This window comes from Eubacterium sp. SB2 (assembly GCF_001244405.1).
GTDB classification, from domain to species: Bacteria; Bacillota; Clostridia; order Lachnospirales; family Lachnospiraceae; genus Faecalicatena; species Faecalicatena contortus_B.
On record NZ_LN865153.1, the window covers coordinates 856158 to 871969 of the forward strand.

The window sequence follows — 15812 nt, forward strand, 5'->3', positions numbered from 1 at the left end:
TTTATACTTGTATCTCTTGTTCCAGTGTGAAGGAATAGATGATTTTTTCCTTTACTTTTTTTCCCAGAAGCTGTTCCAGCGCCTGGGCATAGTAGTCCAGCTGGGCATGATATTTTTCCTGCAGCTCACGGGCTGTTTTTACTTTGTCTGTTTTGTAATCCAGGACGACCAGCTCTCCGTCTTCCTCGAAGTATACATCGATGATACCCTGTACCAGGATCGTCTCTTCAGTGGCTTCATCAGGGTAGATTTCATGGGCGTCCACTCCCAGTACGAATGGCTGTTCTTTTTTCAGCAGGTGATTCCGGGCCGCTTTGTGCATACGCAGTCCACTCTCACAGTGTAAAAAGGCCAGTATGTCCGGAATGCGGATGCATTCTGCCATCTCGTCCGACAGTTTTCCCTCCCCCTGCAGGTTGGTAATTTCTTTTTCCAGTGTATCTGCATCGTAATCCTGGGAAAAGTCCAGTAATTCAAGTAGTTTATGATATGCACTTCCCCGGGATGCCCCCGTAAGCTCGGCTGATTCCTTGAGAAATTCCGGAAGAAGCGGTACGATCTCCGGTTCTTCGTATAATTCTTCTCCCGATTCCTCCGAGAGATAGGCACGCTTTTTCAGCTCGGATACCGTGAATTTAAGCTTTAGTTTCTGCTCCTGTCCATAGGGGTACGTATACTCCAGCTGTTCGGGCAGTCTCTCACGAAGTGCTTTGTGATAGATATGTTCTGTGTTCCAGTGCTCCAGGATATCTCTCGCCAGGCTTTCTGCCTGCTGTTCCACCGTATCTGCTGCTACGGCGTCCAGACAGTCTGTAACCGTAACTTCCAGCGGAACCTCTTCCGTAATCCGTGGAATGAGCGGGAGTATCCAGTCCAGATAGGTGCGCGCACCGGAAAGCACATAATACGGCAGGGGCAGAATCTTACCGCCTGGAGCCTGCTCTTCCCGATATTGCTCAAGCACTTCTCCTGCTTGGGGCAGCCCGCCCGTCATGATCAGCTTTTCCTTCGCTCTGGTCAGAGCCACATAGAGTACCCGCAGTTCCTCGCCCAGATTTTCTCTGGTTATCTCTTCCTGGATTACCTTCTTTAATATAGTAGAAATCCTGGTTCTTTTTTCCAGATCAATCGCGTCTATACCAACGCCCCACTCCGGATGTATCACGATACTTCCTTTTACATCCTGGGTATTGAACTGCTTCCCCATACCGCATACAAATACAATGGGGAATTCCAGGCCCTTACTCTTGTGGATCGTCATAATCCGCACCGTATCAGACTGTTCATCGGCTATATTGGCTTCTCCATAGTCAACATCGTACTTTTTCAGCTGTTCGATGTAGCGTACAAAGTTAAAGAGCCCTTTATAGCTCGTGCCTTCAAATGCAGACGCCTTTTCCACCAGCATTTCCACATTTGCTTCACGCTGCGCCCCGCCCGGCATGGATGCGATATAAAGGCCGTAGCCCGTGTCTTCGATAATCCTCCAGAGCAGCTCATGTATGGCAGTATAAGGAACCATTTCCCGGAAATATTCCAGTTTCTCCAGAAATGCCTGCAGAAGCTTTCTGAGATCTCCGCCTTGCTCTTTGGCATGGGCGTATTCCAGGACTGCCTCATAGTAGGGAAGTTCCGGATATGCATTGCGGATGTCCGCCAGCTGCTGCGCGTTCAGACCTGCAAACGGGGAGGTCAGTACAGCCGTCAGCGGCAGCTCCTGCATGAAATTATCCAGGATTCGCAGGTAATCTAGCAGGACGCTTACCTCATAGGTTTCAAAATATCCTTCGCGGCTTCCGGCATAGGCGGGTATCCCTTCCTCCCCCAGTACTGCCGCGAAGACATCGGCCCATCCCTTGATGCTTCTGGTCAGGATCACGATATCCTTATACCGGGGCGCCCGGTAAGTTCCGGATGCCTTGTCCAGAACCCGGCCGCTTAGCAAAAGTTCTTTGATACGCCGGGCCACAGCACGGGCTTCCCTCTCTCTGCCGGTTTCTCCGGCCAAGCCGTCATCGGACGTATCTACCAGGATCAGCTCCGCCCGATTGAGGCTCCTTCCCTGCCCGTCCAGCTGCGGATCATAGGAAGCGCCCGGATAGAGAGCCGCCTGCCCGTCATAACAGATGCCGCCCAGCTCCCTGCGCATGATCTGTTCAAAGATAAAGTTGACGCTCCCAAGCACTTCCTCCCTGCTTCGGAAATTCTTATGCAGGTCGATCCGCTGCCGGTCGCTGTCCTCCTGGCTGTATGTCTCATATTTCTCCATAAACAGTTCCGGCCTGGAAAGGCGGAACCTGTAGATGCTCTGTTTGACATCCCCCACCATGAAAATGTTATTTCTGCCCTTGCTTACCGTAGACACGCTGGTCAAAATAGCCTCCTGTATCAGGTTGCTGTCCTGGTACTCATCAATCATAACTTCTAAAAACTGTTCCTGATACTCCGCCGCCGCAAGTGAAGGCACAAGCCTGCCCTCTTCTTCCGTGGTCAGAATCCGCAGGGCAAATTGTTCCATATCGCTGAAGTCTATCATATTTTTGCTCTGCTTTTTCCGGGAAAATGCTTCGGAGAACTGCTTCACCAGATCTGTCAGCACCTGCATGGAATCCGCAGATTCCTCCATGTCTTTCAGGATTTCTTCCGGCGCTTCATAGAAGTACATTGCGGTAATATCCTTCATCATTTTCTTGACTTTTTCACGCAGAGCTTTCACCTGATCCCTTTTATCCACATCCACAGAATCATCTTTCTTTGCTGAAAGACGCTTCCACGCAATTCCCTGGACGGCTTCGTACATCCCCGCAAAGGACTCCTGCTTCAAGAGATGTTCCAGGCCTTCGCTGTCAGCTTCCAGCATCTCCCCATACATATAAGGACCATCGGGCAGCCCGCACAGGCGCAGGCCTTCCTCCAGGATCAGCAGCATATCCCCTGTTTTCTGACGGACCAGTACTTTCACACGCTCCATGCAGGCCGGCTCCGTACCGGTACCGTCATCCCGCCCGGTCCGGTAACTCCTCACACATGCGTCCAGCCATAGTTCCGGCTGTGGATAACTTCTGGAATAATCATACAGCTTTAAGATAATCTCTTCGATTTTTTTATCATTTCTGCCTATGCCGAACTTCTCTACAAACTCCAGGAACGAAGTCTCCGCATTTATATAGCATGCTTCTAATAATTCATCGAGAACATCCTGTCTGAGGAGCTTTAGTTCTCCCTCCTCCGCGATGCGGAAACTCGGGTCAATATCCAGGATATGAAAATGCTCCCGTATAACGGACAGACAGAAACTGTGAATGGTTGTAATCTGCGCGCTGTGGATCAGGGTTGCCTGCCGCTGCAGGTGTACGTCTTCCGGGCGTTCCTCCAGCGCCTGCTCGATTGCTCCGCGGATACGTTCCTTCATCTCCGCAGCTGCCGCCTCTGTGAATGTCACGATCAGAAGCCGGTCCACATCAGCAGGTTTCTCCGGATCTGTCAGCATCCGGATGATACGCTCAACAAGAACCGCCGTTTTCCCGGAGCCCGCTGCTGCCGAGACCAGAATGTTCCGCTCTCTCAAATCAATAACTTTCTGCTGTTCACTGGTCCATTTCACGTCCATTTTCCTGCTGCTCCTTTCCGTCCTGTCTCATTCTCTCTACCGCTTCTTCCCTGTCCAGCTTTTCCATTTTCCGATATTCACATCCCTCAATGCGCACATCAAAGCCGCAGATATCCCGGTACGCACAGTAATCACAGCCCGTCTCTCCCTCCAGTTCATAGGGCAGGGCCTGTGTCTCCCCTGACAGGATTCTTCTCTTGAGCTCCTGCTCTTTTCTTTTTGTGTAAACCAGAAGCGTATGAAAATCTTCCGGAGCAAGCACTCTGGAATACCGGTTCAGGCTTCCGTCTTTATTCTTTCCTACCGGAATTAGATTTGATGTTCCCGACAGCCCCCTTTCCAGGTGCTGGATCACTGCCTCATCCGCATTGACAAGGCCGTCCAGTTTCAGTTCCTTCAGAAGTTTTTCCTCCAGGACCGCTTCATTTTTCTCCTTCTCCACGATCGGATCCTTCATGCGGTAATAAAAGATGCCGGCAGGCAGAATTTCCCGCCCCGGATACTTTCTTTGTTCTATATCCATGGCCGCATTCAAATACACGGGCAGCTGCATCTGCAGCCCATGATAAAATGCAGTAATGTCAAAGCTTTTGGAGCCGGTTTTATAATCCGTTACCTTTACATAAACTTTTTCTTCGTCCTCGCAGGTGTCGATCCGGTCAATCTTCCCGCTGCCAAACTTCATCTCATAACCGCTCGGCACAAAGTCCCCCTTTTTCAGCTGCTCTGTCAGAGCCCACACCGACCGGTGGATCAGCTTTTTAATGCGGGTGATCATATATTCATTGCGCGCTGTACTGTAAAGAACCGTGTTGCCATAATCCACAATACTTTCCTCCACGCTTTCCTCGATCAGTTCTGCACGCATTTCTCCCGGCATCTCCGTCCACAAGACCTGGTTCATCTCTGCTTTTTTGGAAAAACGTTCCATTGACTGGTGGGCGATATTTCCCAGATCCATAGCCTCAAACTGATATGCTTCCCTGTCCGAAAGGCGCAGTCCATAGTTCAGAAAATGTGCATATGCACAGGAGGCGAAGCGCTCCAGCCGGGTTACGCTGAAGCGGGAGGGATCCCCGTACATCAGTCCCGCAGACGACGGGGAAAGGCGCTCTGGTTTTTTTACAAAGAAAGCGGCATCCAGTACTTTTCCGGTCCTTGCTCCGTGCTTCACATACCAGGTATAAAGTTCCTTCCACTCATCAGTCACCCCTGCCGCCCGGTTCCGCAGGCCCCGGATGAGATGGTCCATAGCGGTCCTGCCCGTCAGCTCCATATCCGCAATGCCTTTCATTTCTTCATCCACGATTTTAAGCTGCGGGTAGAGACGCCGTATATCCTGTACAAGGTAGGCCGGCCGGAGCGTTTTTCCCTCGGCTGATACCCTGCTGAATGAAATGGACAGATAGTCCGTCGGCTTTGTCAGGTTCATGTACAAGTAAAATTTCTGAATATAGGTTTTTTCTTTTGCTCCCGGGGAGAGACTGAGTTTCCGGCTGGCAAAATGCTCCCGGTCACGTTCGGATAAAAGACCTCCCTGCCCAAGATTACCGGGAAGCAGGGTATCATTCGCCCCTACAAAAAAAAGAGCCTTGATATCTTTCAGACGGGTTCTCTCCACATCCCCGATGACCACCTGGTCCAGGCTGGGCGGAATTACCCCCACCTTGGCTTCTTCCAGTCCGGCATCCAGCAGTTCGCAGTATTCCTTCAGTGATATTCTTTCCTCCCCCAGAAGCTCAACGAATTTATCAAACAATTCTATCGTAATACGGTAGACCTGGGCATATTCCTTCGCTAGTGCCAGTTCACCCTGCTCCTGAAAACGGATCTCCATCTCTTTGAGACGGATCTGCGCCTGCTGCTCCACAAGAAAATGATATACCGCTTCCGTCACGTCTCTTACCGTTTTATTCCGGCGCTTCAGTACAGATACAAGAGAATCCAGCTGTTCTACAAAACGTACCCTCAGGCCGTTTAACTCAGCAAGCGCGCTTTCCTCCATTCCAGCGGTACGTCTCACCCAGGCAGACTGCCATTTTTTATAGCCTTTCAGCCCCAGGGCCAGCACATAATTTTCCATCTGGTCAATTTCCCGGCGGGTAAATCCTGCAAGACCCGTCCTAAGATACCGGAAGACGCTCTCATAGGAAAAACTCTGCTCCGCCATTGCCAGAAGGCTCCTCACATATTCTACAAAGGCATTCAGCAGGATACTCTTTTTATGGTCCATGAATATCGGAATAGCATACGTGTCACAGGCTTTCTCCAGACTGGCCGCGTAAGCGTGCATATCGCTTGCAATCACCGCAATGTCCCGGTATCTGAGGCCTTTTTCCCGCACCAGATACCGGATCTGTGATGCCACATATTCTGATTCCTGTTTCGGATTACGCGTGATATGGACGGAAAGGACCTCCTGTGCCTTATCATACTGATTTTTGGAATACCGAAACAGCTCTGCTTCCAAAAATCCCAGCACCTCGTTCTCTTTAAACCGGTAAAACGGCCGCTCATACAGGCAGACCGCATCTTCAACCTCAACCCTGTTCTCCCGGGCGGTACGCACAAGGCTAGTCACCATCTGACGGCTCAGGGCGAACAGCTGATAGGGATGGCTGTACACATAGGGATCCTCCCGTGAATCCATCACCGCCGTGACGGCGACTTTTCTGCATACCCTCATCAGTTCCCCCAGCAGCTTATTCTGTACCGGAGTAAAACCGGTGAATCCATCCAGCACCACCACACTGTGTCTCAGCAGTTCCGAATGGGGCACCGCGCCGCTCAGCACATCCAGCAGCTCTTCCTTTGTGATATACTTGTCCGCCAGATAATTTTCAAAACCCTCATATACCTTGCGGATATCCTGCAGCTTATAATGAAGATAGCTCTCCGGTTCCAGCCCTTCCATAAAGTCATCCAGCTTTTCAAACCCGATCCCATACTGGGTGAACTCCGAGATCACCGACTTCACCTCGCTGATATAGCCCTGCTTTTTCAGATTCCCCCGCAGCACCTTCAGCTCGTTTTCATAGTCTCCCGCAATTTTACGCAAAATCAGATTCTTCCCCTCATCATCCAGAACCCGCTTCGTATCCTGCCCGGTCTCCTCAAAGATCCGGTGCGCCAGCCGACCGAAGCTCAGAACATCAATATTCATGATTCCATGCCGGGGATGCAGTGTACACAGATCCTTCTGCGTCTGCATCGTAAACTGCTCGGGCACCAGTACCAGATAATTCAGATCCGGGTGATTCATAGAATCTTCAATCACCTTTTGATATAAGTAATGAGACTTTCCTGAACCGGAATTCCCAAAAATAAATTGTAAAGCCATCCATACCTCCTAATATCTAAAAAACTCCAAAGGGGTCAGACCCTTTTGCGGCGGGGCCTGACCCCTATACATTAATTCCGGCTTTCCTGGCCTGGCTCCCCAGATCACGGACCGCCAATGTGTACATTTTCCCGTCCTTGATAAAGTGTGTTCCGCACTGTCTGAATTCGAAATGTGTTCCTGCCCTGATGCACTGTTCCCGCAGAGAAAGTATCCATTCATAATCCAGCGGCCGCGCATTTTTGTCGGATTCCCCGCCCGCCACGACCAGTTCCACGCCCTCCAGATACTGCTCCAGCCGGATACTGCCAATGAGAGGCTGGCAGATGATGTTCTTATGCCTGATAGGAAGACCGGAAAATATAGACAGCCTGGCATCGGCCATCTCCTGATTCTCTATGGTACATCCCACCGTGACATTCTCATAGCCGTCTCCCCAGTCCTTTGGAATACACTGCATAAACCGTTCAATTCTCTTTGTCAGAAACAAGAAATGCAGATCCTGGCGCTCCCGGATCATATCCCAGCATTCTGCCCGCCATTCATCCGCATCCTCCAGCAAAAAGTCCGACGAAAAACAGACATATACCGTTTGACCGGATTTCATCTTATAATCACCGGACTTCTTCTTCTCGACCGGAGCATAAAACTTGTCCGTCCGCACAACCTGATCCGTATCAGCCCCTTTTTTGCTGTCTCCTTTGTGGATATAACAGTACTTACATCCTTCGCTCTTCCTGTGGCATCCCCGCCACGGATTCCACATTGCCATCCATCTGCCTCCCCTTATTCAGACGCCGTGCGTCCCCTAATATTTACTTTTCACAGCACTTTTGCTCCCCGGTTACTCAATGTAACAGTTCAGGCAGGCCTGAACTGCTATCACTCAATACACAGAAAAGCAGCTTTCTGTTCCCATACTATTGACATTTTATTCTGATTGTAAAAATCAGGACCGCCGGAACTCCAGGAATGTCCGATTTTACACTCCGGATACAGTTCTCTGAATTTTCTGTTTCCATACAGTAATAATCCCTCTTCCTTTTCTACCACGTAAATACATTCGTCCAGGCTGTTCAAAACCGTCTGATACTGCTGCATCTCCTGATTTACTTTTTTTATCTTCTTACTCTGCAGGAAAATGGACAGTACCTGGGATATCAGCGAAAGTGTGCTCACCTCTTCCTGTGTCCACAAACGCAGGCCTGTACACTCATCAAATCCGACAAACCCGCTGAAAACATTCTCATTCCAGCAGGCACACTGCAGAGTGGAATGTATTTTCTGCCTGGCCAGCAGTTCTTCCTGTTCGGGTTTCAGGGTATGAATATCACGGCAGTAGAAAATAGAATCTTCCCCAAAAAGCTTCTCATAATCTCCATACTCTTTAAAATCAAGATCTTTCAGATTGTCAATCTCCGGCTCGATGCCTTCGCTGCACCACTCATAAGTATTCGTGGTATACCTTCCATCGCTGGTATTTTCAAATACATAAGCCCGGCTTACGTCAAATTGTTTCCCTACAAGTTCTAAGACCGCATTCACCGCCTGATCCACATTCTCCGCCTGATATAGGATGCGGAATACATACCTGGCCAGATTATCCCCGCTTTTAGCATATCTGTTTTCCGATTCAATCGCTGTCCTAGGTGAACTGTATTCCATCATTCCCAGCTCACAGACCGTATTACAGTCATAAATGACATAATTATTCTTCCCCCGGCTTTTTGCCTGGTATAAGGCCAGGTCGGCTTTTCTGTACATTTCCTTAAATGTCCGCCCGTCCCTGGGGTATATCGCTGCCCCGATGCTGCATGTGATACACACCGGACTTTTCTCCTTCTCAAACAGGTGCCGGAACATGCGCAGAAGATCCTCCGCCTTTTTCTCCGCATCCTTAGGTGTTACAATGTTCTTCATAAAAACGATAAACTCATCTCCACCGATTCTGCCCACAATATCGCTTTCCCGCATCAGTCCCTTCATCCCGGCTGCCATCTCAGCCAGAACGATATCCCCGACCATATGTCCGTTCGTATCATTGATCTGTTTAAAATTATCTGTATCGATCATAAATAATGCGCCCATGGCATTACTGTTTTCCACAATATACTTCTTAATCTGCTTCTCTATCTCCGCACGGTTATAAATACCGGTCAAAGAATCTTTCTCCGCAATGTGCTGCAGCGTCTCTATCTTCTTTCTTTCACCCGTAATATCCAGGCCGATGCTATAGTAAGACGGTATACCGTCCCCGCAGTCTTCCCCACTGACATAGCAAAGCGATACGGTCCAGATTCTTTCTGCTTTGGAGCGTGTATATGCCCTTACCTCGAATACAACATGCTCTCCGGTCTCAGTCAGATTGCCGGCCAATACGCTTGCACGCTTGAAATCCTCCGGATGCAGATAGTTGCATCGGCTATGGAGCTCCTCTTCAAACTGTTCCCTGGTATATTCGATCATTTCCAGGAAAATGTCATTATACCATAAAATCGTACGCAGATCCCGTGCATCCAGCCGTATCATACCCGCGGGGACCGTCCGCAAAATGGCGTCTCGTTCCTGACCCTGTTTTCCACTGTTCTCCATTTCCATCTCTATTATCTCCTATTCAGCATCCATATGTACCATTGGCTTATCTGCTTGACTTTATATATTGTTATTTTACAATCACGGGTAGTATTCAATCTCCGTAGGTCTATTATAAAGCCTTTATAAAACAATTACCATAGAAATAATATTTCCAAATCTCTATTCGCACTTCAAAAGTTACTGTGTACAGCCCTGTGAATAGTAACCTGCAAATAAAAATCCTATCGTTGACATTTCGATTGATATCTGCTACGATAATCCCAGATCAAGATCACAGATAGGAGATGTTAAGATGAAGAATTTTTTCTGCTAATTTATACCGCATAACAAAACGAAATGACACGGGGACTTGGTCCGTTTTTTTGTTGTGCAATCGCAGAAAGGTTCCTTCATTTGCTTCTCTTCACTTGATAGACAGCAGTCATTGATTCGCATGCTCTCAGCGCCGCTCTGTTTAGAGGACTGGCGTTTTTGACAGAGTATCTGAACTGCCATATTGAATCAGAAGCCGCAGGAATTAACTTTTCTGCGGCTTTCTTTTTACGTATCCCTGTCCTGCCGCCGCAGGAGGGGGAGAACAACCTATATGTCAGAACACAGATACGGAGGTATGCCTTATGTCAAGAATTCAAATAACCAATTTAACTTTTTCATATGATTCAAGCTTTGATCCGATCTTCGAAAATGTTTCTTTTCAGATAGACACAGACTGGAAGCTGGGATTTATCGGCAGAAACGGGCGCGGAAAGACTACATTTCTCAATCTTCTGCTTGGGAAATACAACTACCGCGGTACGATTTCAGCCAGTGTAGATTTTGAATATTTTCCCTATCCGGTAGAACATCCGGAGGATATGACGCTTTCAATCATAGAGGAGGTCAACCCCCTTGCAGAGAGCTGGCAGATATGCAAGGAACTCAACCTGCTGGACGCTGATCCCGAAATCCTGTACCGCCCCTTTTCGTCTCTCAGCAACGGAGAGCGCACAAAAGTACTTTTGGCGGCACTGTTCTTAAAGGAAAATGCATTTTTACTGATCGATGAGCCCACTAACCATTTGGATATCAGAGCCCGGGAAAAAGTCGCCCGGTACTTGAACAGCAAAAACGGCTTTATCCTGATCTCCCATGACCGTGCCTTTTTGGACGAATGCATAGACCATGTCCTTTCCATCAATAAAGCGGACATCGAGATACAGAAAGGAACCTTTTCTTCCTGGTTTGCCAATAAAGAAGCTCAAGATAAAATGGAACTGGAACGCAATGTCCAGCTAAAGCAGGATATTCGGCGCCTGGAGGAGGCTTCCCGGCGAACCGAACGCTGGTCAGACAAAATCGAAGGTACCAAAACGGGAACCCGCATTGCCGGCCTGCGCCCGGACAGAGGCCATATAGGCCACCAGGCCGCCAAGATGATGAAACGGTCCAAGTCCACACAAAAACGTCAGCAAAACGCGATCTCCGAAAAAGAGCATCTCCTGAAAAACATCGAGACAGCCGATGACCTGAAACTCAATCCGCTGCGCTTCCACACAAGCGTACTGCTCTCCATGGAAGACATCTGTATCGCATACAAAGATACACCCGTCTGCCAGAATATCAATTTCACAGTACGTCAGGGAGACCGCATCTGCCTGAGAGGAAAAAACGGATGCGGCAAGACCAGCCTGATCAAATTAATCCTGGGGGAGCCTGTCCCATATACCGGCAGCCTGCATCTCGCAAGCCAGGTGAAGCTATCCTACATCTCCCAGGACACCTCCTGGCTAAAAGGAAGCCTCACTGATTTTGCCGCGCAATGGAACCTGGATGAAACCATATTTAAAACACTCCTGCGAAAACTGGATTTCAGCAGAATCCAATTCGAAAAAAACATAGAAGAATACAGCGAGGGCCAAAAAAAGAAAGTCCTGCTCGCCAAAAGCCTCTGCGAGCCCGCCCACCTGTTCATCTGGGACGAACCCATGAACTTCATCGACGTATTCTCCCGTATGCAGATCGAAAACCTTCTGCGGGAATATCAGCCAACAATGATCTTCGTAGAACACGACGAGGCATTCCAAAATAAGGTAGCAACTTTGGTGGTGGATCTGGAGTTGGATAAGGGGGCGCCTGTCCAAAATGGGGAGAGAAAGGCCGCCGGGAGAAAAGGTGAGGGGGCTGGAAGCAGCCCGTCTGCTTTCTAAACGTACCGTGTATCCCGCACACATCCGCAGCTCCCGCCTATAGGGCACCCCCGTGAAGAAGGCTTACTGTCTGCCGGATGCGCCAGCTGTGGGGAATCGTGACAGGGGGCTTTGGGATGCTTCATTATGGCATTACAGCCTCTTCATCAAAATAAAAGCCAACATATGAACTGACAGCAGGACTACCAGTCCTGCTGTCAAGCCGACTCAAGCGGGAATGCATCCGGCATTCCCGTGTTTGTCGGCGGTGTTCATCATGTTGGCTTTTATTTTGATTAGAGGCTGTTATGCCATAATGCTGCATCCCAGAGACCCCTGTCACGATTCCGCACAGCGTCCCCATACCAGCCATCCCCTCCTACACATCCCTCTACTCGAACATGGAGAGGACTGCGCTTTTGGGTTTTGCCCCCAAATCTTTTTTTACGACTTTTCCGTCTTTGAATACCATGAGTGTGGGTATGCTCATTACTCCATATTTTTGTGCAATTTCCATCTCTTCATCGATGTTCAGCTTGCACACTTTTGCATCTTCTTTTTCTTCTGCAATTTCTTCTACTACAGGAGCCATCATTTTACATGGGCCGCACCAGTCTGCATAAAAGTCTACCAGTACCGGCTTTTCTGAGTTTACTACCTCCTGCTCGAAATTCTGTGCTGTAAGTTTTATAACTGCCATAATTTGTTTCCTCCTTTAATTTAGATGCTCACTATTTTAGTTGAGTAAGAATTGTTTGCTTTGTTTATATTGTAAGTATAACACAATCTATTATTCTTTCTGTGACATAATCACAAAACAGGCTTCTTATTTATACTTTGCCCAACTTTGCCGCATCCAATACTTCAATGTGACCGCGTGTAAGTTTTACCAGACCGTCTGTCTGAAATTGTTTTAGCAGCCTGGTCACGACCTCTCTGGCGGTTCCGATATCGCGGGCCAGGGCATCGTGGGTGATTTTGAAGGTATCAGAACCTGCCAGTGAGCGGTGTTCGAGTATTGTATCCGCCAGCCTGGAGGCTACATTGGAAAATACGTACTGGTTAAACAGCCACATGATATCCGAAAATTTTTCAGAGATCATTTCCAGAGTGTAGTCCTTAACTTTCGCGTTCTGCTCACTGATTTCCCTGTATGCACCTTTGGGAATTGTACAAATGACAGAATCCTGCTCCAGCTCCATATCCAGTTCGATATCCAGTCCCTTCATCATACATGCCGCGCTCAGGATACTGACGTCTTCATCCACCAGCCTGAACAGCGTAATCTCGCCCCCGCCGGGGGAAGTCACATAGACTCTGGCCTGACCGGATTTGATAATCTGCACACCGGCACATTCCCGTCCTCCATAATGAAGGATTGTGCCTTTCTCGTATGTACTTTCTACTACCCGCTGCGCCAGTGCATCCTGTTCCCTTTTTGTTAAATCATCCCAAAAGGGAAGCGTCCTTTTCAGTAATTCCTTCATAATAAACGGTCCCACCTGTCATATCAAAATTTAGCTGTAAAAAAAATTAAGTTTGAAAATAATCTCTCTTGATTGCATAATAATTATTTTTATGCTATATTAACAATATAGCAAGAACAACCGTAAAGGTTGACCTTTGAAAGATTATGTGAGAAATTCCACCCAGTACCTGTCAAAGTAAGAGGGTGGATTTTCTTATGCTAATGGCTCATAAGATAAATAAAGGTCAGCAGTGCAATCAGGAGCATTCCAAATTGCATGAGATCCTTAAAATCAAACGGTTTTTTATCCATTTGCACCACCTCCCTTCTATGTAATAAGAACGGGAGGCCAACCACCCTGTTTACGGTTGTTCTTGCAATGATTCTAGCATATGTCTCATCTCATCTCAATATTTATATCCTAATCCAAATATCTTTATATATTATTACATATTTTGCCATTTAATAATAAACAAAAACTCTTCTTGTAAATTGTTCACTTTCCCCTACAGCATTACTGCACATAAGACGCCACAAATTCCTTGACTTTAGCTGTCACATATCCGCTGCCGCCCTTGCTCTTTACATCTTCTACCATACCGACTGCAAGCACCGGCTTTGCGATATCCTCCGTCGTTCCGCAGACGAACCAGCCTCTTTCTACTCCGTCCGTATCGTCCTGGCTCTCTTTGATTTCCGCCGTACCGGTTTTACCAAGCATCAATACGCCGTCTATTTTTGCGCTTGCTCCCGTGCCGGAAGGATTTTCGATGACCTGCACCAAGTCATTCTTCACCAGTTCAGCCGTCTCCGGCGAAACCACCTTTTCCTTCCATACTTTGCCCTCTGCCTGCTCTTTATACAGAATTGTGGGCTGAAGCATATTTCCGCTGTTCATAAACATGCTGTACATGGACAACATATGAACAGGATTCACCAGCAGCTGCCCCTGGCCGTAGCCGGTGTCCGCAAGCTGGATCTCAGAATCGATATTGTCATCGTCGTCATATGTGGATTCGGAAAGTGTCAGCTCAAACGGCATTTGTTCATCAAATCCCATGTTCTTAAAATACTCACTGATCGTGTCCGCACCTATATCCAGCGCGGCTCTGGCAAAATAAATGTTGTCTGAGTATACCAGAGCATTTTCCAGATTCACCTCAGAACCATAATCCGTCAGCGTTGTTACGTGATAATCGCCCCAGCTTCCATCCTTCTGCCAGCTTAATCCCACATACCCCATATTGGCATCCGGCTGGATCTTCCCGGATTCCACACCGATTGCGGCTGTTATAGCTTTGAAAGTAGAGCCCGGGACCCATGACGTATTGAATCGATTGGTTAAAGGTTTATTTTCATCGTTATTCAGTTCCTCCCAGCGTTTCTCGGACATACCCATGATAAATTCGTTGGGATCATACCCAGGAGTACTCACCAATGCCAGTATTTCTCCTGTCTTGGGATTCATGGCTGCGGCCGTGCCCGGATCCGATGCAAACTGTTCATACGCCGTTGTCTGCAGCCCGGCATCCACTGTTACCTGCACATCCTTCCCATTCTCCGCCGGTTTCAGGGCCAGCGTTTCGATCTCCGTCCCCTCCTCGTTCACGATCACAATGCTGCATCCGTCAACGGCTTTGAGTTCATCCTCCAGAGCCCTTTCCAGACCAGACTTTCCTATCACACTATTCTCATGATACCCCTTTTCCCTCAATTCTTCAAGCTCTTCCGCGGTCACGGTCTGCACATATCCCGTAAGCTGGCCTGCTGCGGCTCCAAGCGGATATACACGCTCCTCCTTATCATTAATCATGATTCCCGGTATCTGCAGAAGCTCTTGTTCGGCAGGGTCATTTTTTGCAAGTTCTTTCACCGGTACAAACGAATCGTCCTGCACATAGGAAGCGCTCAGTTTTTCATTGATATTATCCTCCGTCATCCCCAGGATTTCCGCAATTTTCTTCACGGATCCTGCTTTGTCTTCCCCCAGTTTGCCCGGGACTATACCCACTTCGGATACAATCCCCTGGCCCGCAAGCATCTGGCCGTTCCTGTCCAGTATGGATCCCCGTGCTGCGGTCTGGGTGTTGATCTGCACTTTATAACCATCCTGCAAAGAGGGGAAAATCAAAGTAGAGTCCCAGACAATCCGGTAATCCTTCCCCTCTTTTACAAACTGCATCTTATTATCAAATATAAGTTCATCTGCCAGAGTGTCCATAGCAGTTGAATAAGAAAGCACTGCCTTCTTTTTACCTTCTTTATAATCAGGCTCTCCCTGAACTGTCACCTTTATGTTTTTTGCCTCTATTCCCTCGTAAATATTCTGGTTCCGCTCCGTAAAATCTTCCTGGGAAATGCTTTTTTTGGTGTCCTCACTCAGCAGCTGATACATCTCTTTATACTTGCCCTCATTCAGCAGAGAAAAATACTGCCCGGCTGCATCCTGGGGCGTTGTCTTAACCCGCAGAAGCCACCATGCCAAAACACCAGCCAGTATCACCAGAACAATTGCCGCCGCTGCTGCCGGAATGATCCACTTGTTCCCCTGTTTTTGTCTTCTCTTCCTACGCCTGTATGCTTTTCTCTCTGCCAATATCAATTCCCTGCCTTTCTGTGAACCCTTTATGATCC

8 protein-coding genes are annotated in these 15812 nt (G+C 48.3%); 1 reads left to right on the plus strand and 7 read right to left on the minus strand.

What is annotated here, in order from left to right; genetic code table 11:
* Nucleotide 1: 1 nt before the first annotated feature.
* The 4 genes from addA to BN1938_RS16185 form a co-directional block, all read right to left on the minus strand.
* Nucleotides 2-3610, minus strand: coding sequence for a helicase-exonuclease AddAB subunit AddA (gene addA, locus BN1938_RS16170; protein ID WP_050641572.1), 3609 nt, complete (start codon nucleotides 3608-3610; stop codon nucleotides 2-4).
* The gene (locus BN1938_RS16175; protein ID WP_050641573.1) at nucleotides 3588-6950 is read right to left on the minus strand and encodes a PD-(D/E)XK nuclease family protein; all 3363 of its coding nucleotides are present in this window, start codon (nucleotides 6948-6950) and stop codon (nucleotides 3588-3590) included. Before BN1938_RS16175 ends, addA begins: the two co-directional genes overlap by 23 nt.
* Nucleotides 6951-7014: 64 nt before the next feature.
* Nucleotides 7015-7722, minus strand: coding sequence for a DUF5131 family protein (locus BN1938_RS16180; protein WP_050641574.1), 708 nt, complete (start codon nucleotides 7720-7722; stop codon nucleotides 7015-7017).
* 110 nt (nucleotides 7723-7832) lie between these two features.
* Complete coding sequence (locus tag BN1938_RS16185; RefSeq protein WP_050641575.1) at nucleotides 7833-9548, minus strand: diguanylate cyclase domain-containing protein; 1716 nt, start codon at nucleotides 9546-9548, stop codon at nucleotides 7833-7835.
* A gap of 614 nt (nucleotides 9549-10162) precedes the next feature.
* On the opposite strand from BN1938_RS16185, the gene abc-f reads away from it, so the two are divergent.
* Entirely contained in the window at nucleotides 10163-11731 is a 1569-nt protein-coding gene (gene abc-f, locus BN1938_RS16190; RefSeq protein ID WP_082203035.1) for a ribosomal protection-like ABC-F family protein, read from the plus strand.
* Nucleotides 11732-12101: 370 nt separating this feature from the next.
* Here abc-f and trxA read toward each other — a convergent pair whose 3' ends face one another.
* The 3 genes from trxA to BN1938_RS16205 all read right to left on the minus strand — a co-directional run bounded on the left by trxA (nucleotide 12102) and on the right by BN1938_RS16205 (nucleotide 15774).
* Complete coding sequence (trxA, locus tag BN1938_RS16195) at nucleotides 12102-12410, minus strand: thioredoxin (RefSeq protein ID WP_025654999.1); 309 nt, start codon at nucleotides 12408-12410, stop codon at nucleotides 12102-12104.
* Nucleotides 12411-12540: 130 nt separating this feature from the next.
* On the minus strand, nucleotides 12541-13197 hold the full coding sequence (locus BN1938_RS16200) for a Crp/Fnr family transcriptional regulator (RefSeq protein ID WP_050641576.1): 657 nt from the start codon (nucleotides 13195-13197) through the stop codon (nucleotides 12541-12543).
* 495 nt (nucleotides 13198-13692) lie between these two features.
* The gene (locus BN1938_RS16205) at nucleotides 13693-15774 is read right to left on the minus strand and encodes a penicillin-binding transpeptidase domain-containing protein (protein ID WP_330581583.1); all 2082 of its coding nucleotides are present in this window, start codon (nucleotides 15772-15774) and stop codon (nucleotides 13693-13695) included.
* Nucleotides 15775-15812 lie beyond the last annotated feature (38 nt).